This is a genomic window from Streptomyces sp. NPDC049954 (genome assembly GCF_040656295.1).
Classification (GTDB): Bacteria; Actinomycetota; Actinomycetes; order Streptomycetales; family Streptomycetaceae; genus Streptomyces.
The window spans coordinates 300,841-321,920 of record NZ_JBFALS010000003.1 but is presented as its reverse complement, the minus strand read 5'-3'; the positions used below and the strand labels follow the sequence as shown (position 1 = coordinate 321,920).

14 protein-coding genes, 2 tRNA genes and 1 pseudogene are annotated in these 21,080 nt (G+C 70.8%); 7 read left to right on the top strand and 10 right to left on the bottom strand.

What is annotated here, in order from left to right:
- Position 1: 1 nt before the first annotated feature.
- Positions 2 to 1,462, bottom strand: a complete 1,461-nt coding sequence (locus AB0J21_RS07880) for a folylpolyglutamate synthase/dihydrofolate synthase family protein (RefSeq protein ID WP_363145215.1) — start codon at positions 1,460 to 1,462, stop codon at positions 2 to 4.
- A 231-nt stretch (positions 1,463 to 1,693) separates the two neighbouring features.
- Between AB0J21_RS07880 and AB0J21_RS07875 the strand changes: the two genes are divergently transcribed.
- A complete protein-coding gene (locus tag AB0J21_RS07875) occupies positions 1,694 to 2,704 on the top strand; it encodes a rod shape-determining protein (protein ID WP_363144964.1) in 1,011 nt (336 codons plus the stop codon).
- A gap of 114 nt (positions 2,705 to 2,818) precedes the next feature.
- Positions 2,819 to 3,346, top strand: a complete 528-nt coding sequence (locus AB0J21_RS07870; protein ID WP_363144963.1) for a hypothetical protein — start codon at positions 2,819 to 2,821, stop codon at positions 3,344 to 3,346.
- 78 nt (positions 3,347 to 3,424) lie between these two features.
- Here AB0J21_RS07870 and AB0J21_RS07865 read toward each other — a convergent pair whose 3' ends face one another.
- Positions 3,425 to 6,046 (bottom strand): valine--tRNA ligase, encoded by a 2,622-nt coding sequence (locus AB0J21_RS07865; protein WP_363144962.1) that lies wholly within the window; start codon positions 6,044 to 6,046, stop codon positions 3,425 to 3,427.
- Between the two features lie 166 nt (positions 6,047 to 6,212).
- Here AB0J21_RS07865 and AB0J21_RS07860 point away from each other — a divergent pair, with 166 nt between their 5' ends.
- Positions 6,213 to 7,232 (top strand): hypothetical protein, encoded by a 1,020-nt coding sequence (locus AB0J21_RS07860; protein WP_363144961.1) that lies wholly within the window; start codon positions 6,213 to 6,215, stop codon positions 7,230 to 7,232.
- Positions 7,233 to 7,326: 94 nt separating this feature from the next.
- Here the strand turns inward: AB0J21_RS07860 and clpX are convergent, their stop codons facing one another.
- From clpX to AB0J21_RS07835, 5 genes are all read right to left on the bottom strand, one after another.
- Positions 7,327 to 8,616, bottom strand: a complete 1,290-nt coding sequence (clpX, locus tag AB0J21_RS07855; protein WP_363145214.1) for an ATP-dependent Clp protease ATP-binding subunit ClpX — start codon at positions 8,614 to 8,616, stop codon at positions 7,327 to 7,329.
- Positions 8,617 to 8,778: 162 nt separating this feature from the next.
- Complete coding sequence (locus AB0J21_RS07850) at positions 8,779 to 9,450, bottom strand: ATP-dependent Clp protease proteolytic subunit (RefSeq protein ID WP_363144960.1); 672 nt, start codon at positions 9,448 to 9,450, stop codon at positions 8,779 to 8,781.
- A gap of 53 nt (positions 9,451 to 9,503) precedes the next feature.
- On the bottom strand, positions 9,504 to 10,109 hold the full coding sequence (locus tag AB0J21_RS07845; protein ID WP_363145213.1) for an ATP-dependent Clp protease proteolytic subunit: 606 nt from the start codon (positions 10,107 to 10,109) through the stop codon (positions 9,504 to 9,506).
- Positions 10,110 to 10,495: 386 nt separating this feature from the next.
- Positions 10,496 to 11,878: a trigger factor gene (gene tig, locus AB0J21_RS07840; protein WP_363144959.1), complete on the bottom strand. Its 1,383-nt coding sequence runs from the start codon at positions 11,876 to 11,878 to the stop codon at positions 10,496 to 10,498.
- A 233-nt stretch (positions 11,879 to 12,111) separates the two neighbouring features.
- Positions 12,112 to 12,188, bottom strand: a tRNA-Pro gene (locus AB0J21_RS07835).
- A 138-nt stretch (positions 12,189 to 12,326) separates the two neighbouring features.
- Between AB0J21_RS07835 and AB0J21_RS07830 the strand changes: the two genes are divergently transcribed.
- Positions 12,327 to 12,397 (top strand) — tRNA-Gly (locus tag AB0J21_RS07830).
- A gap of 108 nt (positions 12,398 to 12,505) precedes the next feature.
- Here the strand turns inward: AB0J21_RS07830 and AB0J21_RS07825 are convergent.
- Positions 12,506 to 12,700 carry a hypothetical protein gene (locus AB0J21_RS07825; protein WP_363144958.1) on the bottom strand — a complete coding sequence of 65 codons (195 nt, stop codon included), beginning with the start codon at positions 12,698 to 12,700 and terminating at the stop codon, positions 12,506 to 12,508.
- Between the two features lie 555 nt (positions 12,701 to 13,255).
- Between AB0J21_RS07825 and AB0J21_RS07820 the strand changes: the two genes are divergently transcribed.
- Together AB0J21_RS07820 and AB0J21_RS07815 are read left to right on the top strand one after the other, a co-directional pair.
- Positions 13,256 to 14,404: an acyltransferase family protein gene (locus tag AB0J21_RS07820; protein WP_363144957.1), complete on the top strand. Its 1,149-nt coding sequence runs from the start codon at positions 13,256 to 13,258 to the stop codon at positions 14,402 to 14,404.
- Positions 14,405 to 14,588: 184 nt separating this feature from the next.
- Entirely contained in the window at positions 14,589 to 15,830 is a 1,242-nt protein-coding gene (locus tag AB0J21_RS07815; RefSeq protein WP_363144956.1) for a cation:proton antiporter, read from the top strand.
- A gap of 139 nt (positions 15,831 to 15,969) precedes the next feature.
- Here the strand turns inward: AB0J21_RS07815 and AB0J21_RS07810 are convergent, their stop codons facing one another.
- Positions 15,970 to 17,118 (bottom strand): PP2C family protein-serine/threonine phosphatase, encoded by a 1,149-nt coding sequence (locus AB0J21_RS07810; RefSeq protein WP_363144955.1) that lies wholly within the window; start codon positions 17,116 to 17,118, stop codon positions 15,970 to 15,972.
- 142 nt (positions 17,119 to 17,260) lie between these two features.
- Between AB0J21_RS07810 and AB0J21_RS07805 the strand changes: the two are divergent.
- A pseudogene (locus AB0J21_RS07805) lies at positions 17,261 to 18,485 on the top strand (GNAT family N-acetyltransferase).
- 146 nt (positions 18,486 to 18,631) lie between these two features.
- Here AB0J21_RS07805 and AB0J21_RS07800 read toward each other — a convergent pair.
- Positions 18,632 to 21,019: an AbfB domain-containing protein gene (locus AB0J21_RS07800; protein ID WP_363144954.1), complete on the bottom strand. Its 2,388-nt coding sequence runs from the start codon at positions 21,017 to 21,019 to the stop codon at positions 18,632 to 18,634.
- Positions 21,020 to 21,080: the final 61 nt, after the last annotated feature.

Genomic DNA, 21,080 nt, shown 5'->3' with positions numbered 1-21,080 from the left:
TTCAGCCCTTCTTTCCGAGGAGCAGCCGGGCCTCGCCGACCGTGATGACGGAGCCGGTCACCAGGACGCCGCCGCCGGAGAACTCGCCCTCCTCCTCCGCGAGGGTGATGGCCTCCTCCAGCGCGTCGTCGAGGCGGGGTTCGACCTGGACGCGGTCCTCGCCGAACACCTCGACGGCGAGGGCGGCGAGTTCGTCCGGGTCCATCGCGCGGTGGCTGGTGTTCCGGGTGACGACGACCTCGGCGAGGATCGGCTCGAAGGCCTCCAGCAGTCCGCGCGCGTTCTTGCCCTCGCTCACGCCGATCACACCGATGAGCCGGCTGAAGTCGAAGACCTCGCTGATCGCCTCAGCGGTGACCCGGGCCCCGGCCGGGTTGTGCGCCGCGTCGAGCAGCACGGTCGGGGAGCGCCGTACGGTCTCCAGGCGGCCCGGGGAGGACACGGCGGCGAAGGCGGTGCGCACGGTGTCCAGGGCGAGGGGCTCGGGGCGCTGGGAGCCGACCCCGAAGAAGGCCTCGACGGCGGCGAGGGCGACGGCCGCGTTGTGCGCCTGGTGCGCCCCGTGCAGCGGGAGGAAGACCTCCTCGTACTCCCCGCCCAGGCCCCGCAGGGTCAGCAGCTGGCCGCCGACGGCGACCTGCCGGGAGGCGACGCCGAACTCCATGCCCTCGCGGGCGACGGTGGCGTTCTTCTCGACGGACTTCTTGAGGATGACCTGCGCCGCGTCCACCGGCTGCTGGGCGAGGACGACGGTCGCGTCCTGCTTGATGATCCCGGACTTCTCCCCGGCGATCTCGCCGGTGGTCGAGCCGAGCCGGTCGGTGTGGTCGAGGTCGATCGGGGTGATCACGGCGACGTCGCCGTCGATGACGTTGGTCGCGTCCCAGCTGCCGCCCATGCCGACCTCGACGACGGCGACGTCGACGGGCGCGTCGGCGAAGGCCGCGTACGCCATGCCGGTCAGCACCTCGAAGAAGGACAGCCGGTACTCCTGACTGGTGTCGACCATCTCGACGTACGGCTTGATGTCGCGGTACGCCTCCACGAAGCGCTCCGCGGCGATCGGTGAGCCGTCCAGCGAGATGCGCTCGGTGATCGACTGGACGTGCGGCGAGGTGTAGCGGCCGGTGCGCAGGTCGAAGGCGGCGAGCAGGGCCTCGATCATGCGGGCCGTGGAGGTCTTGCCGTTGGTGCCGGTGATGTGGATGGAGGGGTAGGCGCGCTGCGGTTCGCCGAGGACGTCCATGAGGGCCGCGATCCGGGTGACCGAGGGCTCCAGTTTGGTCTCGCCCCAGCGGCCCGCGAGTTCGGTCTCGACCTCGCGCAGCGCCCGGTCCACCGCCGGGTCCTCGGGCCTGGCCGGGATGTCGGACTCGGGCGGACCCGCCTGGGTGCGCAGGGTACGGCTGCCGGCCTCGATGACCGCGAGGTCCGGGTCCCTCTCGGTCTCGGCTCCGACGATTGCCTCGAAGTCGTCGCGGGGGCCGGACGCGTCCTCGGCCTCGGCGCTGTGGTCGTCGTGCGGGGGGAGCTCACTCACGGGGCCAGTCTACGGAGCGCGCGACGATCACCGCCCGGGCCCCGGCCGTAGGACCCGCCCTCCTTCACGGCCACCCCCTCTTTACGGCCGGTTCCGCTCCACGGCCGGTTCTCCGTCCCCGTTCTCGCCCACAATCAGGCACACTTGGCGATCATGGACATAGGCATTGATCTCGGGACCGCGAACACCCTGCTGTACGTACGGGGTCAGGGCATCGTGCTGAACGAACCCTCGGTCGTGGCGGTGCGGCAGGGGCGCAAGGGCCCGAGCCTCGCGGTCGGCACCGAGGCGAAGGCGACGCTCGGCCGCTCCCCCGGCTCCATCACCTCGATCCGGCCGCTCCAGGACGGGGTGATCAGCGACTTCGAGGCGGCCGAGGACATGATCCGGTACTTCATCCGGAAGGTGGCCCCGCGCCGCTCCACGCGTATCCGTCTGGTGGTGTGCGTGCCCAGCGGGGTGACGCCGGTGGAGCGCCGGGCCATCGTGCAGGCCGCGCGGCAGGCCGGGGCCCGTACCGTGCACGTGATCGAGGAGCCGATGGCGGCGGCGATCGGCGCGGGCCTGCCGGTCTCGGAGCCGCGCGGCTCGATGGTCGTGGACATCGGCGGCGGTACGACGGAGGTCGCGGTCCTCTCGCTGGGCGGGGTCGTCACGGCGCGCTCGCTGCGGGTGGGCGGGCACCGGCTCGACCTCGCGGTGACCGACCACGTGCGCAAGGAGCACGGCCTGCTGATCGGTGAACGCACCGCCGAGGACGTCAAGATCGCGATCGGCTCGGCCTGGCCGGTACCCGAGGACCCGGAGCTGGAGAAGCGGACCTACCAGGTGCGCGGCCGGCAGAAGGTCGCGGGCCTGCCGCAGATGCTGGAGCTGACCGCCCCGGACGTACGGCGGGCGCTGGACGAGCCGGTGGAGGCGATGATCCGGGCGCTGCGCGAGACCCTGGAGGAGTGCCCGCCGGAGCTGGCCGGGGACCTCATGGAGTACGGGATCGTGCTGACCGGCGGCGGGGCGCTGCTGCCGGGCCTGGACCTGCGCATGGCCTCGGCGACCGGGATACCGGTGTTCGTGGCGGACGACCCGCTGGACAGCGTCGCGCTGGGCTGCGGCCGATGTGTGGAGGACTTCGACACCCTCAACCGGGTGCTGACCCTGGGCTGAGCGGCACCTTCGCGCAAGCGGGGCGGGCCCTCGCTGGGCCGTTGAGGGGACACGGCGCCACGTACGCGGCGCGGTGACCCGGTATGCACGTGGACTAATAGTGCAATTCGCCCCATGTGGTACGCGCAGAATCCGGGCCGTGCGGTCCGTCAGCTCGCGGGGGACCTCGCCGTGTTGCTGTGGGTCACCGGCTGGGCCCTGGCGGCAGCCGTCGTGCACCGTACGTCGGGCCGGATCACCGAACTGTTCGGCGGGGACGTGGCGAAGGCGGTGCGCGGGCTGCCCGGCCCCGTCGAGCTGCTGGGTCTCCTGGACCCCTCGCTGTGGCCCCTGGTGGTGTCGGTGGCCGGGGTCGCGGTGTTCCTGCTGCTGACGGTGCCGGTCGTCGGCTGGTGGCTGCCGCGGCGGCTGCGCTGGCACCGCAGGGCGACGGCGGCGCACGAACTGGCCGCCTCGGCGGACGGCCGGGAGCTGCTGGCCCTGCGGTCCCTGATGCGCCCGCTGGACGACGTGGCCCGCACCGCCTCTCTCGCGGGCGCGACCCCGGGCGCCCTCGCGGAGGGCTGGCGGGACGCCGACCCGCAGACCCTGGACGCCCTGGCGGACGCGGAGTTGGCGCGCCTGGGCCTGCGCGGGACCTGAGCGCTCCGCGCAGGCGTGAGGGCCCCGGCCGCCCCCGAGGCGGCCGGGGCCCTCACGCGTGTGCGGGGCCTCGCGGGATCAGGCCTTTGGCAGCCCCTCCAGCTGCTTGCGGAGGCGCTCGATGTCGGCCTCCGCCTTGCTGAGCCGGGTGCGGATCTTGTCGACGACCTTCTCGGGGGCCTTGCCGAGGAACTCGGCGTTGCCGAGCTTGCCCTCGGCCTGGGCCTTCTCCTTCTCGGCGGCGGCGAGGTCCTTGGTGAGCCGCTTGCGTTCGGCGGCCACGTCGATCGTGCCGGACAGGTCGAGGGCGACCTGCGCGCCGGACACCGGGAGGGTCGCGGTGGCCGTGAAGCCCTCGCCCTCGGGCTGCAGGCGCAGCAGTTGGCGGATGGCCGCCTCGTGCGCGGCGAGCGCGGTGCCGTCCAGGCCGAGGCGCGCGGGCACCCGCTGGCCGGGCTGGAGGCCCTGGTCGGCGCGGAAGCGGCGGACCTCGGTGATGACCTGCTGGAGGGTGGCGATCTCGGCCTCGGCCCCGGTGTCCCGGAAGCCGGAGTCGGCGGGCCATTCGGCGATCACGAGGGACTCGCGGCCGGTCAGCGTCGTCCACAGCGTCTCGGTGACGAAGGGGACCACCGGGTGCAGCAGCCGCAGCGTGACGTCGAGGACCTCGCCGAGCACCCGGCGGGCGTCCTCGGCGGGCTGTCCGCCGGCCTGGAAGGTGGTCTTGGACAGCTCGACGTACCAGTCGAAGACCTCGTCCCACGCGAAGTGGAAGAGCAGGTCGGAGAGTTTCGCGAACTGGTAGTCCTCGTAGTACGCGTCGGCCTGCGCGACGACCTCGCCGAGCCGGGAGAGGATCCACCGGTCGGTCGCCGACAGCCGCTCGGCGGGCGGCAGTCCGCCCTCCACCGTGGCGCCGTTCATGAGCGCGAAGCGGGTCGCGTTCCAGAGCTTGTTGGTGAAGTTGCGCGAGCCCTGGACCCACTCCTCGCCGATCGGCACGTCGACGCCCGGGTTGGCGCCGCGCGCGAGGGTGAAGCGCAGCGCGTCGGAGCCGTACTTGTCCATCCAGTCGATCGGGTTGACCGCGTTGCCGAAGGACTTCGACATCTTCTTGCCGAACTGGTCCCGGACCATGCCGTGCAGCGCGATGGTGTGGAACGGCGGGGTGCCGTCCATCGCGTACAGGCCGAACATCATCATCCGGGCGACCCAGAAGAACAGGATGTCGTAGCCGGTGACCAGGACCGAGTTCGGGTAGAACTTCGCGAGGCTGTCGGTCTGTTCGGGCCAGCCGAGGGTCGAGAAGGGCCACAGGCCCGAGGAGAACCAGGTGTCGAGGACGTCGGTCTCCTGGTGCCAGCCCTCACCGGTGGGCGGCTGCTCGTCGGGACCGACGCACACCGTCTCGCCGTTGGGGCCGTACCAGACGGGGATGCGGTGGCCCCACCACAGCTGGCGGGAGATCGTCCAGTCGTGGAGGTTGTCGACCCAGTCGAAGTACCGCTTCTCCATCTCCTGCGGGTGGATCTTGACCCGGCCGTCGCGGACCGCGTCACCGGCGGCCTTCGCGAGCGGGCCGACCTTGACCCACCACTGCATGGACAGCCGCGGCTCGACGGTCGTCTTGCAGCGCGAGCAGTGGCCCACGGAGTGCGTGTAGGGGCGCTTCTCGGCGACGATGCGGCCCTCGGCGCGCAGGGCGGCGACGATCGCGGAGCGGGCCTCCATGCGGTCCAGGCCCTCGAAGGGGCCGGGGGCGGTGATGACGGCCCGCTCGTCCATGACGGTGAGCATCGGCAGGTCGTGGCGGCGGCCGATCTCGAAGTCGTTGGGGTCGTGGGCGGGGGTGACCTTCACGGCGCCGGTGCCGAACTCGGGGTCGACGTGCGCGTCGGCGACGACCGGGATGGTGCGGTCGGTCAGCGGCAGCTTGATCTGCCGGCCGACGAGGTGGCGGTAGCGCTCGTCCTCGGGGTGGACGGCGACGGCGGTGTCGCCGAGCATCGTCTCGGCGCGGGTGGTGGCGACGACGATGCTGTCCTCACCGTCCCCGTAGCGCATGGAGACGAGTTCGCCGTCGTCGTCCTGGTACTCGACCTCGATGTCGGAGATGGCCGTCAGACAGCGCGGGCACCAGTTGATGATGCGCTCGGCGCGGTAGATCAGCTCGTCCTCGTACATCTTCTTGAAGACGGTCTGGACGGCCTGGGACAGGCCCTCGTCCATCGTGAAGCGCTCACGGGACCAGTCGACGCCGTCGCCGAGGCGGCGCATCTGCCCGGAGATCTGGCCGCCCGACTCGCCCTTCCACTGCCACACGCGCTCGACGAAGGCCTCGCGGCCGAGGTCGTGCCGGGACTTGCCCTCCTTGGCGAGTTCCCGCTCCACGACGTTCTGCGTGGCGATACCGGCGTGGTCCATGCCGGGCTGCCACAGCGTCTCGTAGCCCTGCATGCGCTTGCGGCGGGTGAGGGCGTCGATCAGCGTGTGCTCGAAGGCGTGGCCGAGGTGCAGGGAACCGGTGACGTTGGGCGGGGGGATGACGATGGTGTACGGCGGCTTCTCGCTGTGTTCGTCCGCCTCGAAGTAGCCCCGCTCCACCCAGCGCTCGTACAGCTGCCCCTCTACGTCGGCCGGCGTGTACTGGGTCGGCAGTTCGGAGGTGGGCGCTGGAGTCTGCTGAGAGTTCTCGGTCACGCGGCCAGTTTAGAGGTCCCGGGGCCCTGGGCAGAAACGGGTTCTCGGGGTCACGGACGCGTTCCGATCACGGCGGTCTTCGTAACAGTGCGGCACCGGGAACACCGTACGCGTGTCCACTCGGTCAGGATGTCGGGGACGCGACAGCTACGGAGGGACCCCAGTCATGAGCAGCGACCAGCAGGGCCCCTACGGGGGAGAGCAGCCGCAGCCGCCGAACCCGTACGGGCAACCGGGACAGCCCGGCCCTTACGGACAGCAGCCGCCCACTCCCCCGCAGGGACAGCCCGGGTACGGCTACCCGCAGCAGGCACCGCAGGGCGTACCGCAGCAGGGCCCCTACGGGCAGCCGGGACAGGCGGGGCCCTACGGCGCCCCGCAGCAGCCGGGCCCGTACGGGAACCCGGATCAGCCCAACCCCTACGGGAGCCCGCAGCCGCCCGGCCCCTACGGGCAGCAGCCGCCCGCCCCGCCGGTGTACGGCGGACCGCAGATCCCGCCGCCCTCGGGCGGCGGCAACGGGAAGCGGACCGGACTGATCATCGGCGGGGCCGCCCTCGTCGTGGCGATCGCCGTGGGGGGCTGGTTCGCGTTCGCGGGCGGTGACGGCGACTCGGTCGCGGACGACGGTCCGCACAAGCTGACGACCCCGGCGAAGGTACTGGGCGACTACCAGCGCTTCACCCCGCAGAAGGACCCCGAGCCCGCCTCGGACAGCGACGCGAAGGACCTCGCGAACAGCGGGGTGAGCGATGCCAAGGCCGTCAGCGCGACGTACACGACCGTCGACCTCAGCGACCCGTCGAACGTGGACCCCGAGGAGGCCGCGGCCGGCAAGGCGCTGTCCTTCGTCGGGCTGTTCGGCAAGGTGAAGGACCCCGAGGGGGCGGTGGACGCGACCTTCGCCGAGATGCGCAAGTCCAAGGACGACGACAAGCTCACGCTGCTCGGCGACCCGCAGGCGGTGGAGCCCGACTCGCTCGACGGCGCGGTCATGAAGTGCCAGAAGGTCGAGGCGCCGAACTCCACCACGGGCAAGACCGTTCGGCAGTACATGTGCCTGTGGGCGGATCACAGCACGATCGGTCTGGTCGTCCCCGCCGACGGCGCGACCGAGACGATGAGCCTCGACGACTCGGCCAAGGTCGCCGCCGACCTGCGCGGGGACGTCCGCGTCAAGCTCTGAGCCGCACCGTGTGACGGATGCACCGTGTGACGGATGACGAGGGAGGGCCCGGTCCACTCGGACCGGGCCCTCCCTCGTACGTACGGCTGCGGCCTCAGGCCGACTTCTGCTCCCCCGGTCCCCGGCCGCCGCGCGCCTCGCGCGGGATCAGGGTGGGGTTGACGTTGGAGCGGACCACCTCGGAGGTGATGACGACCCGGCCGACGTCCTGGCGGGACGGGACCTCGTACATCACCGACTGGAGGACCTCCTCCATGATGGCGCGCAGTCCGCGGGCGCCGGTCTGCCGCAGGATCGCCTGGTCGGCGATGGCCTCCAGCGCCTCGCGCTCGAACTCCAGCTCCACGCCGTCGAGTTCGAACAGCCGCTGGTACTGCTTGACCAGGGCGTGCCGGGGCTCGACGAGGATGCGCAGCAGGGCCTCGCGGTCCAGGCTGTGCACCGAGGTGACGACCGGGAGGCGGCCGATGAACTCGGGGATCATGCCGAACTTGACCAGGTCCTCCGGCATGACCTCGCGCAGGTGGTCGCTGGACTCGATCTCCCGCTTCGAGCGGATCGTCGCGCCGAAGCCGATGCCCTTGGCGCCGGCCCTGGCCTCGATGATCCGTTCCAGACCGGAGAAGGCGCCGCCCACGATGAACAGCACGTTCGTCGTGTCGATCTGGATGAACTCCTGGTGCGGGTGCTTGCGTCCGCCCTGCGGCGGCACGGAGGCGGTGGTGCCCTCCAGGATCTTCAGCAGCGCCTGCTGGACGCCCTCGCCGCTCACGTCGCGGGTGATCGACGGGTTCTCGCTCTTGCGGGCGACCTTGTCGATCTCGTCGATGTAGATGATCCCGGTCTCGGCCTTCTTGACGTCGTAGTCGGCCGCCTGGATCAGCTTGAGCAGGATGTTCTCGACGTCCTCGCCGACGTAACCGGCCTCGGTGAGCGCCGTGGCGTCCGCGATGGCGAACGGCACGTTGAGCATCCGGGCGAGCGTCTGGGCCAGGTGTGTCTTGCCGGAGCCGGTGGGGCCCAGCAACAGGATGTTGGACTTCGCCAGCTCGATGGCGTCGTCCCGCCCCGAGGGCCCGCCGTTCTCTCCGGCCTGGACCCGCTTGTAGTGGTTGTACACCGCGACCGAGAGGGCCTTCTTCGCCGGTTCCTGACCGACGACGTAGCCCTCAAGGAACTCGTAGATCTCGCGGGGCTTGGGGAGTTCCTCCCACCGCACCTCGCTGGTCTCCGCGAGCTCTTCCTCGATGATCTCGTTGCAGAGGTCGATGCACTCGTCACAGATGTACACACCGGGGCCTGCGATGAGCTTCTTGACCTGCTTCTGACTCTTTCCGCAGAACGAGCACTTGAGCAGATCGCCGCCGTCACCGATGCGTGCCACGAGGTGCTTCCCCTTCGCCTGGGAGACGCGCGCGTGCGACGACTCCTGGTGCCTCATACCCGACGGTACCTTGCCCGGCCCCCTGCCCGGGCCCCCCTTGGCACGGTTCGCTTCTCACGCTCCGGCCGAGGAGGGTCCAGGGGGTAGTCCGCTGCCGCCGATTCAGGCGGCGGAACCCACCACCTTACGCGGGGTGGTGATCTGGTCGACCAGGCCGTAGGCGAGGGCGTCCTCGGCCGTCAGGATCTTGTCGCGCTCGATGTCGTCCCGGATCTTCTCGATCGGGGTGGTGGAGTGCTTGGCCAGCATCTCCTCCAGCTGCGAACGCATCCGCAGGATCTCGTTGGCCGCGATCTCCAGGTCGGAGAGCTGCTCCCGGCCGGTCTGGCTGGAGGGCTGGTGGATCAGCACACGGGCGTTGGGCAGCGCCATGCGCTTGCCGGGGGCGCCGGCGGCCAGCAGGACGGCGGCGGCCGAGGCGGCCTGGCCCATGCAGACCGTCTGGATGTCCGGCTTCACGAACTGCATCGTGTCGTAGATGGCGGTGAGCGCCGTCATCGAGCCGCCGGGGCTGTTGATGTAGATGGAGATGTCCCGGTCCGGGTCCATCGACTCCAGGCACAGCAGCTGCGCCATGACGTCGTTGGCCGAGGCGTCGTCGATCTGCACGCCGAGGAAGATCACGCGCTCCTCGAAGAGCTTCGCGTACGGGTCGTACTCGCGCACGCCCTGCGAGGTGCGCTCGACGAAGCGCGGGACGATGTACCTGTTGTCGACCTGCGGGCCGGTGTAGAGGCCGCTGGCGGAGAAGTTGCTCATCTGTGTGTTCACCATCCTGGTGGCGTTCTGGCGGGGTCTCTCGCGGGGGCGAGTGCGGCGGTGGGTGCTCAGGCGCCCGTGCCGCCGCCGCCGGGAACGCCCGAGGCGGCGGAGATGATCTCGTCGATCAGGCCGTACTCCTTGGCCTGCTCGGCGGTGAACCAGCGGTCGCGGTCACCGTCCCGGATGATCGTCTCGATCGACTGTCCGGAGTGCCGGGCGGTGATCTCGGCCATGCGGTTCTTCGTCCGCAGGAGGTACTCGGCCTGGATCTTGATGTCCGAGGCGGTGCCGCCGATGCCGGCGGAGCCCTGGTGCATCAGGATGTCGGTGTTCGGGAGGGAGAACCGCTTGCCGGCGGTGCCGCCGGTCAGCAGGAACTGCCCCATGGAGGCCGCCATGCCCATCCCGATCGTGATGACGTCGTTCGGGATGTACTGCATGGTGTCGTAGACGGCCATGCCCGCGGTGACGGAGCCACCGGGGCTGTTGATGTAGAGGTAGATGTCCTTGTCCGGCTCTGCGGCCAGGAGGAGCATCTGGGCGGTGATCTTGTTGGCGATGTCGTCGTCGACCTGCTGACCGAGGAAGATGATCCGCTCGCCGAGCAGTCGGCTGTAGACCTGGTCGCCGAGGCCGCCACCGCTGAAGGTCTCGCCGGCGGCGGAGGGCATCAGATTCGTCACGTATCCACCTGCTCGTCTTAACGACGGCGCCGGGCCGTCTCACGTCTTCTGCTGGAGCCTGGGACCCCGCGTCGCACCGCCGGTGGGCGGTGTGTGGGGACTCCCCTGCCCTCGTATTCATGGACCCTAACGCGCGGCTCGCCGCAGGCCATCCCGCATGGGGAACTGTTCGCTGTGAGCGCATGTTCCGGCGGCGGAGCGAGGCACGTCGTTCGCTGCGCTTCACTCGTCCTCAAGCGCCGGACGGGCTCAGTCAGGCCCGGTCCTTCGGCCAGGTGCTCAAGCCCGTCCGGCGCTTGAGGACACGGCCGGAGGCCGGGAAAGAGGCAGGGGCCCCGGGGACGGTGTCCCCGGGGCCCCTGCGGCAGCCCTGCCTACTTGGCTTCGGCCTCGGCGGCCTCGGCCTCGGCGGCGTCGGCGGAGGCGGCCTCGGTGGCCTCCTCCTCCTCGTCGTCCAGGTCCACGATCTCGCCGTTGGTGTCCTTGACGGTCGCGGCCTCGACCACGGTCGCCAGCGCCTTGCCGCGCGCGACCTCACCGACGAGCATCGGCACCTGGCCGCCCTCGACGACGGCCTGCGCGAACTGGTCGGGGGACATGCCGGAGGAGGCCGCACGGCGCAGCAGGTGCTCGGTGAGCTCCTCCTGGCTGACGTTCAGCTTCTCGCGGGAGACCAGCTCGTCCAGGACGAACTGGGTCTTGATGCCCTTGACCGCCTGCTCCTCGGTCTCGGCCTGGAACTCCTCGGCCGTCTTGCCCTGGATCTCCAGGTACTTGTCCAGCTCCAGACCCATCTGCGGGAGCTGGTGGTGCTCCAGGTTGTGGGTGCGGGTCTGGATCTCGTCGGCGAGCAGCTTCTCGGGGACCGGGACCTCGACCAGTTCGAGCAGCTTCTCCAGGACGCGCTCCTGGGCCTGCGTGGCCTGGTCGTACTGCTTCATGTTCTCCAGCCGCTTGCGGCTGTCGGCACGGACCTCGTCCAGCGTGTCGAACTCGCTGGCCAGCTGGGCGAAGTCGTCGTCGAGCGCGGGCAGCTCGCGGGCCTCGACCTTGGACACCTTGACGGTGATCTCGGCCTGCTTGCCGGCGGCCGAGCCGCCCTTCAGCTCGGAGGCGAAGGTAGTCTCGCCACCGGCCTCCAGGCCCTTCACGGCCTCGTCGATGCCGTCGAGCAGCTCGCCGGAGCCGATGGTGTAGGCGACGTCGCTGGCGAGGCCGTCCTCCAGCACCTCACCGTCGACCTTGGCCTCCAGGTCGATCGTGACGACGTCGCCGTCCTCGGCGGCACGCTCGACGGTGGACGTCGAGGCGAAGCGCTCGCGCAGCTCCTCGACGGCCTTGTCGACGTCCTCGTCGCTGACGTCGACGGCGTCCACCTCGACCTCGATGCCGGAGTAGTCCGGGATCTCGATCTCGGGCCGGATGTCGACCTCGGCGGTGAAGGAGAGCAGTTCGCCGTCCTTCAGCTCCTTGATGTCGACCTCGGGCTGTCCGAGGACGTTCAGCTCACCCTCGTTGACGGCCTCGGTGTAGAACTTCGGAAGCGCGTCGTTGACGGCCTCCTCGAGCACGGCGCCACGACCGAAGCGCTGGTCGATGACGCGGGCGGGGATCTTGCCCTTGCGGAAGCCCTTCACCGTGACCTGCTCGTTGATCTTCTTGTACGCCGCGTCGAGGCTGGACTTGAGCTCCTCGAAGGGCACCTCAACAGTGAGCCGAACCCGGGTCGGGTTCAGGGTCTCCACGGCGCTCTTCACGGTTAGGTCTCCTTGTGGCTGACTTCTGGGGTACTGCGCGGCCGCACCGTTCGTGCGGACGGGCCGATGAGGGCCCGGGCCCGGGAGTGCAGACACGTACTTCAGACACGCAGACACACGGGCACGCAGCTTGCATAGTAACCGTGCGCGGGATGAGACCCGCAATGCGCTCGTACGGCCGGCCGTCGCCGGGCCGGGGGCCGCGGTCTGACGCGCCGCGCACAACGTGTTGCTGGTCGGGGTGGCCGGATTCGAACCGACGACCTTCCGCTCCCAAAGCGGACGCGCTACCAAGCTGCGCCACACCCCGCAGGTGCGGATCGTAGGGTACATGCCCGCAGGCCACACCGTGCCTGTGCCGCGCGGCCCGGCCGGGGTGTGCGAGCACGGGGGCAAAGCCGCTACGATGCTTCTCGTGTCCCGGCCCGAGGGCCGTGACACCGCGTATGCGGGCGTAGCTCAATGGTAGAGCCCTAGTCTTCCAAACTAGCTACGCGGGTTCGATTCCCGTCGCCCGCTCTGCACGCCGAGAGGCCCGGACGTCCTGGACGTCCGGGCCTCTCGCGCGTCCGGGCCCGGGGTGCCGGGGACGCCCGCGGGCCCGCGGGGCCGGAGGGTGTCCCCGGGTCAGAAGTTGATCGAGCTGATCATGTCCGCTATCGAGTCGAGGAAGCGGCGGATGGACGGCGCCATGCCGCTGGAGGCGAGGAAGAAGCCGAAGAGGACCGCGACGACGGCGGGTCCCGCTTTGATGGAGCCGCCGCGGATCAGCACCACCAGGACGACCGCCAACAACACCACCACAGACAGTGAAATGGCCACAACTGATCACACCCTAGGTCGGTCCGCTCCCGGCCCGGGGGGTACGAGGCCGCACACCCCCGCCAGAACCATCGTGCCACCAACGGGCCCCAGTCATGCGGCCCGTGACGCATCGTCGGCCATGCGTGCGGATGCCGGGGGGATGCTTCACGCCATGAACGCGCCGGTGGTGCGCGCCGCGGGGCCTCGCGACCGGCCGCCGCCGGGGCCCGGGAATTCGGCTTGATCGTTTTCCGGGGCCCGTTCGGGAAGTACCGTCGTGGGTAAAGATCGTCGCCGGTTTTCACGAGGGCTGCCGTATGCCCGGGAAGCCTTGGACGAAACCGGAGTAACCGGCCGTATGTGCAGGTGTGATGACCGTCGCGTGCCGAGCCGGCCGTGGCGCGGCAATAGCGGGTAGACGCGTACGGAAGTCGAGTGAGAGCGAGCGGGAGGCTGCCCGGAGGGTGGAATCCCGGACGAGGCCGAGGTAACGCACATGCACGACCGTTTCGCCCGCACCGCCCTTTCCGGGGCGCTCGCGGAGCCCGCCCTTCCGCCCGGCACAGGCGCCGTATGAGCCCCGGGGAGCGTGAGTCCGTCCAGGTCAGGGGCGCCCTCCCGGCGGTGCGCGAGGGCGTTGTGGAGCACCGGGGCGGGCCTGGCGCGAATTCCACGTCCGCGCCGGCCGCCCCGCGCGGTTCCGGGGCGGCCGGCGAGGGCGGGAAAATCCGGGAGCCCTTCTTCGACAATGCGAAATACCTCGCGATCGTCCTGGTCGCGATGGGCCATTCCTGGGAGCCGCTGCTCGCGCACAGCCGCCCGCTGCTCGCGTTCTATCTGACCGTCTACGCCTTTCACATGCCCGCCTTCGTCCTCATTTCGGGCTACCTCTCGCGCGGCGCGGACCTGACTCCGGGACGGGCGCGGAAACTCGTCACGACGGTGGCCGTGCCTTATGTGATCTTCGAATGCGCGTATGCGGTGTTCCTGCGGCTCACGGGCTCCTCCCCGCACGCGCCCGTGAGTCTGCTGGACCCCTGGTGGCTCGACTGGTTCCTGGTGGCGCTGTTCGCGTGGCGGCTGACGACCCCGCTCTGGCGGGTGTTGCGGTGGCCGCTCCCCCTCGCCGTGGCCTGCGCCTCGCTCGCCTCCCTCTCCCCCGGAATCGGCCATGACCTGGACCTTCAGCGGGTGCTGCAGTTCCTGCCGTACTACGTGGCCGGTCTGCTGCTGCGCCCCGCACATTTCGCCCTGCTGCGCCGGAAGTGGCTGAAGATCGTCGCCGTACCGGTGTTCACGGTGGCGCTGGGCGCGGCGTACTGGCTGGCGCCGCGCATGCCGTACGCCTGGCTGTACCACCGGGAGAGCGCGCAGGAGCTGGGGGCGCCGTGGTGGAGCGGGGTGCTGATGACCCTGGCCCTGCTGGTGTGCTCGCTGGTGCTGACGGCCTGCTTCCTGGCCTGGGTGCCCCGCCGGGCGGCCTGGTGCACGCGGCTGGGGGCCGGGACGATCGGCGGCTACCTGCTGCACGGCTTCCTCGTGAAGACGGCCGTCCACCTGGGCCTCTACCGGCAGGGGTGGGTGCGCACCGGGTGGGGCGAGGCGGCGGTCACGCTCGCGGCGGGTGCGGTGGTCACCCTGCTGTGCACCGCCCCGGTCCGGCGGGCCTTCCGCTGGGTGCTCGAACCCCGGCTGAAGTGGGCGTTCCGCACGGGCGCTTGAGACCGCCGGGACGCAGACCGGACGAACCACGACGAACCGCCCTCCCTGACTGATGCGTGGACGAGGTTCGACGGAGCAACTCTTTCCCTTTCAATCCTTTGGTAAGGTAACTCTTGACTGCGACTTGACCATCTCTTGACTGAATGGAGGCCGGCCCATCGGACACGCGGAGACCCTCATAGCCATGGGCGGCGCCTTTCTGGCCGCCGCCGTCCTCGCCCGCACGGGCGGGCGCATCGGACTTCCCACCATCCCCCTGTTCATCCTGGCCGGGATACTGCTCGGCCCGCACACCCCGGGCGTCGTCCTGGTCTCCGATCCGCACGATCTGGAGATGCTCTCGGCGCTCGGCCTGGTCCTGCTCCTGTTCTACCTGGGGCTCGAATTCCACCTGGACGACCTGAAGGCGGGCGGCCGGCGCATGGCGCTGGCCGGAGGGGCGTACCTCGCCCTGAACGTCGGCGCCGGCCTCGGTTTCGGATTCGCCCTGGGCTGGGGCACCTCCGAGGCTCTGGTCCTCGCCGGGGTGCTCGGCATCTCGTCCTCGGCGATCGTCACCAAGGTCCTCGTGGACACCGGGCGGCTCGGCAACCCCGAGACCAGACCGATCCTGGGGATCATCGTCGTCGAGGACGTCTTCCTCGCGCTGTACCTCGCGGCGCTCCAGCCGATCCTCTCGGGGGCGGACTCCCTCGCGGCGGCCTTCGTGGACGGCGGCAAGGCCTTCGGTTTCCTGCTGCTGCTCGCACTCGCCGCGCGCTTCGGCACCCGGCTGGTGGGGCGGCTGATGGCGACCAGGGACGACGAGTTGCTCGTGATCTCCTTCCTGGGCGCGGCGGTGTTCGTCGCGGGTGTCTCCGAGTGGTTCGGGGTCGCGGACGCGATCGGCGCGTTCATGGTCGGCCTGATGCTGGGCAGTACGAGTTCGGGCCAGCGCATCCTGTCGCTCGTGCACCCGCTGCGGGACGCCTTCGGGGCCATGTTCTTCTTCGCCTTCGGGCTGTCCATCGACCCGGGCGACCTGCCGAGCGTGCTGTGGCCGGTGCTGCTCGCGGTGGTGGTGACGCTGTCCATGAACGTGGTGGCGGGGCTCGCGGCGGCCCGTATCTACCGTTTCGGCCCCGGTCCCGCCGCGAACATCGCGACGACGCTGCTGGCGCGCGGGGAGTTCGCCCTGATCCTCGCGACGATGGCGGCGGGGGCGGGGCTCGACGAGCGCCTGTCGCCGTTCATCGCGGGCTACGTGCTGCTGCTCGCCGTCCTCGGTCCGCTCGCGGCGGGCCGCTCCCACTGGCTGGCGCGGATACTGCCGGGCCGGAAGGCGGGCGGCGGACCGGCCGCGGGCGAGGGGGACGAGGCGGGAGGAAGCGGCGGCGGCCGTGCGGAGGCCGAGCCGGTGTCCCTCGTGAAGGCGGGGGCTCGCTGAGGAGGAGAGGAGGGGCCGTGGAGCCCGCCGTGGCGAGAGGGCCGGGGCCGCCCGGGGAACAGGGAGGCCCCGCCGCTCCGTTCAGGCCGTTCCGGTCCGGGTCCGGCCCGGTTCGGCCCGGTTCGGTCCTCCGGACCGGTCAGGCGTCGCGGCAGATCAGGAGCAGCGCGCGGTCGTCGTTGACGTCCTTGGCGACGGCCTCGATGAGGTGCCAGGCCGCGCCGTGGAAGCCGCCCGCGACGTAGCGGTCGGCCTCGCCGGTGAGCCGGTCGACGCCTTCGGACAGGTCCCGGTCGACGGTCTCGACGAGCCCGTCGGTGAACAGCATGAGGACGTCGCCGTGCTGGAGGCAGCCTTTGACGGGGTCGAACTGTGCGCCGTCGTACACCCCGAGCAGGGGCCCTTCGGCGGCCTTCTCCTCCCAGCGGCCGGTGCCCCGGTGCAGTTGCATCGCGGGCAGGTGGCCGGCCGAGAAGATCTCGTAGTCCCCGGACTCCAGGTCGAGGACGAGGTGGATGGAGGTCGCGAAGCCCTCGTCCCAGTCCTGGCGCAGGAGGTAGCCGTTGGCGGCGGGCAGGAAGGCGTGCGGCGGCAGGGAGCCGAGCAGTCCGCCGAAGGCGCCGGACAGCAGGAGGGAGCGGGAGGCGGCGTCCATGCCCTTGCCGGAGACGTCGGTGAGGACGACTTCGAGGGTGCGCCCGCCGTGGGTGCGCGCGGCGACGACGAAGTCCCCGGAGAAGGACTGTCCGCCGGCCGGGCGCAGGGACATCTCGCGGTGCCAGCCGGCCGGGAGCCCGGGCAGTTTGCTCTGCACCCGGATGCGTTCGCGCAGGTCGAAGAGCATGGTGCCGCCGCGTCTCCACGGCACGCCGACGCGGCTGCGGAACTGGGCGACGAGCAGGCCGATGAATCCGCAGCCGGCGACGACGAGGATCGATCCGGGGGTGACGCGGGCCGGTCCCTCCGTGTACGGGCCGAGGACGACGGACTCGGCGATGAGCGCGGCGGCCGAGGCGGCGTACAGCCCGAGCAGGTTCGCGGGTCGCAGCAGCAGTCCGCCGGTGACGATGGGCAGGGCGAGCATCGCGGGGTCGCACCACACGGGGGTGGCGACGGTGATCCAGCCCAGGAGCGGCACGCTGAGCAGCAGTCCGACGAAGGCGATCCAGTCGGAGCCGTCGCCCCTGAAGTAGTCGACCCCGGCTCGGCGCACGCCGATCCGGGCCCGGTGGTACCGCATTCTCCACCGTGCCGTCAGCGTGTCCGCCGCCGCGCGTTCGCCAGCCATTGTTCGGGACCTTATCCATCGGGGCTGGTCCCGCGCACCGGGGGTCCGGCTTGTCCGTGATGTACCCAGCGGGCGCACAGCGGGCGCGAAGGGCGCCGAAATGGGTGCGCACGGCACCGTTCGCGCTGGTAGGCATGGCCGCATGACGGTTGAGGTGCGCGGACTGGACGAGGCTTTCCACCAGGAGTGGTACGGCAATTTCGTGCTGGCTTTCGGCGGCGCGGAGGAGGCTCCGGAGGAGCGCGCGCTGTGGGACGCGCTCACGGAGTACGACCGCGCGCTCGCGGCGTGGGAGGGGGACCGGCTGGTCGGTTCGGCCGCCGGGTTCGCCTTCCGCCTGTCGGTGCCCGGCGGCGCTCTGGTCCCGGCGACCGGGGTGACGAGGGTGAGTGTGGCGACGACGCACCGCAGGCGCGGGGTGCTCACCGCGATGATGCGGCGCCAGCTCGACGACAGGCCCCAGGCGAACCGCTCGCGGTGCTGACCGCCTCCGAGCCGGCGATCTACGGCCGCTTCGGTTACGCCGCCGCGTCCCGGCGGCTCATCGGGCGGATCGACACCGACCGGGTCCGGATGTCCGTCCCGGCGGGCACCGACGAGTTGCGGCTGCGGCGGGTGGGGCTCGAAGAGGGCCTGGCGGCCTGCGAGTCGGTGTACGCGCGGCGGGTGGCGGGCGCCCGGGGATGCTCGCGCGGCAGCCGGGCTGGGAGCGGCTCGCGGTGCTCGACCCGGAGAAGGACCGGGAGGGTTTCTCGCCCTTGCAGTGCGTGCTCGCGGAGCGGGACGGGGAGGTGGCCGGCTACACCCGGTTCCGCATCAAGCCGGAGTGGGACGACGTGGGCCCGAGGGGGACCGTGCAGGTGCGGGATCTCTACGGGCTGGACCCGGCGGCGTACGCGGCGCTGCTGCGGTACCTGTTCTCGGTCGATCTGACCTCGACCCCGCATCTGCCCGACTCGCCGGTGGACGCGCCGTGGCAGGAGCTGGTGTCGGACGTGCGCCGCTGCCGGATGCGGTTGCAGGACGGTCTGTACGTGCGGCTGGTGGACGTCGGGGCGGCGCTGTCGGCCCGGACGTACCGGACGCCGGTGGACGTCGTGCTGGACGTCGAGGACGCGTTCTGCCCCTGGAACGCGGGCCGTTGGCGGCTGACCGGCGATCCGGCGGGCGCGCGCTGCGTGCGGACCGGGCGGGAGGCGGATCTGTCGCTCTCGGTGCGGGAGCTGGGCGCGGTGTATCTGGGCGGTCCGGCCCTGTCGGGGCTCGGGGCGGCCGGGCGGGTCGTGGAGCACCGGGCCGGGGCGCTGGAGGAGGCCACGATCGCCTTCGGCTCCTCGGCGGCGCCGCGGCTGCCGCACCGTTTCTGAAGCCGCACCGTTTCTGAAGCCGTACACCTTCTGAAGCCGTACACCTTCTGAAGCCGTACACCTTCTGAAGCCGTACGGCGGCCACGGCCGGGCAGGCCCGGGAGGTGAGCGGCACCTCCCGGGCTGCACCGGGCCGGCCAGCTACCTCACGGGGCCCACGGTGCCTCGACCGACCACACGGTGTCCTGGTCGAACAGCGTGGGGTTGTCCCAGGCGTGGCTGCCGCCCGGGGTGGCGAGGTAGACCTCGGAGTCGATGTGGCGCAGGTACTGGCCGGGGAAGGCGGCGGCGGAGAGCCGTACCCCGCCCGTCGCGGCCGAGGCGCACCACGTGGCGTCGGACTTGAAGAGCGCCGAGCCGTCGGAGGCGTCCCTGCGTACCCGGAACGCCTGGTGGCGCAGGTACTCGCCGGGGTAGTTGCGCGACTCGAAGGAGTAGCAGGAGCTGTCGGACAGTCCGGGTACGACCTTCCAGGTCGCGTCGGACTTCAGCAGGGCGCTGCTGTTGTTGTCGACCACGGTCGTCTCGGCCAGCGACTCGCGGTGGCGCAGGTACTTGTCGGTGTAGCCGGGCGTCGTGACCCGCAGGGAGTGCTGGCCCGCGGGCAGGGTGGCGCGCGGCGGCGGGTTCTTCGAGGCGTTGATCAGCGCCTGGTTGGCGGCGCGGACCCGGTTGGTGTCGACCTTGGTGACCTGCCGGTCGTAGGTGAGCAGTCCGTTGGCCTCGTTCTCGACGTCGGTGATCTCGGTGTAGACGGAGGCGGAGAGCCCGGCGGGCAGTCCGCCGGTCCGCAGTGCGTCGATGAGCCCCACGAAGCGGTTGTTGAGGGTCGCGGTGTCGGGCTGGTCCTCGTAGCTGAACCCGCCGCCGGGGTACCACTCGTGGCCGGGCACCCGGTAGCCGAGCCCGCCGAACTCGCCGAGGACGGCGGCGCGGGTGGCGCTGGGCGTGGTGACGCCGGGGCCGACGTAGTTGTGGTGGTCGATCACGTCGCCGTTGCCGCCGTCGACGGCTCCGCAGCAGTTGATCCCGCTCATGTTGTCGACCAGTCGCGAGGGGTCGTACGCCTTGATGTCGTCGGCGATCCTGGCCTGGTCGTACTGGCCCCAGCCCTCGTTCTGGTCGACCCACATGACGAGCGAGGGGGAGCTGCGGTGCTGGTCGACGATCGCGTGGTACTCCTGCTCCCACTGGGTGCGGGCGGCGTTGTCCGGCGTCTTGCCCGAGTCCATCGCGGGCATGTCCTGCCACACGAGCAGCCCGAGTTTGTCGGCCCAGTAGAACCAGCGCTGGGGTTCGACCTTGATGTGCTTGCGGACCATGTTGAAGCCGAGGTCCTTGTGCGCCTGGAGGTCTGACTTGAGGGCGGCGTCGGTGGGCGCGGTGTAGATGCCGTCGGGCCAGTACCCCTGGTCGAGGGTTCCGGTCTGGAAGACGAACTTGCCGTTGAGCACCGGCCGCTGGACCCCGTCGACCTTGGCGAGCGAGATGGTGCGCATCCCTGTGTAGCTGCCGGTGCTGTCGAGGACGGTGGTGCCGTTGAGCAGTTCGGCCTTGACGTCGTAGAGGTACGGGTCCTCGGGCGTCCACAGGTGCGGGCTGGGCACGGACACGGTGATCTCGGAGCCGACGGTGCCGGTGGCGGTGCCGACCACGGTCGAGCCGGAGGAGACGGTGACGCGGGCGGTGCGGCCGCCTGCGGCGCCCGAGCCCTGGACGCGTACCCGCAGGGTGTTGTCGCTGAGCCGGGGGGTCATGTCGAGGCGGGTGATGTGCGCGTCGGCGACCGGCTCCAGCCACACGGTCTGCCAGATCCCGGAGGCGGCGGTGTAGAAGATGCCGCCGCCCTCGTGCGGGGTGACGTCGTTGACGCGCTGCTTGCCGACGGCCTGGCCGGCGGTCTGCGTCGGGTCGTACACGGAGACGACGACGGTGTTGTTCCCGCTGACGAGTTGGGCGGTGATGTCGTAGCCGAAGGAGTCGTAGCCGCCCTTGTGCGCGCCGACCTGCTGTCCGTTGACCCACACGGTGGTCTGCCAGTCGGAGGCCCCGAAGTTGAGGACGACGTGGCGGCCGTTCCAGCCGGCCGGGACGGTGAACTGCCGCTTGTACCAGAGCTTGTCGTTCTGGGTGATCTTCCGCTGGATCCCGGAGAGCGCCGACTCGGCGACGAAGGGGACCCGGATCTGGTCGGTGAACTGCGCGGGCTGCCCGGCGTCCCGGCCGGTCACCGCGAAGTCCCAGATCCCGTTGAGATTGGCCCAGTCGGGCCGGGTGAGCTGCGGTCGCGGGTACTCGGGCAGCGGTTTGTCGACGGGGACCTGGTTGGTCCACGGGGTCGTCATCGGCGCCGGCTTGGGCGTCCAGGCGGCGGTGGCCGCCTGCGCGGGGGAGGCGGTGCCGAGCGCCACCAGGAGCGGCGCGAGCAGGGCGAAGAGGGCCGCCAGAAGCGTCAGCCGACGCCGGCCGGAGGCCAACTCGGCTGCTCTGCGGTCTGCTTGAGGGTGCGGGTGCGGGTGCGGTCTCGCGTACATGGGGACTCCTGCGTCCTCGACTCGAAGGCCGTGCGGGTGGGGGTTGCGCACTACGTCGACC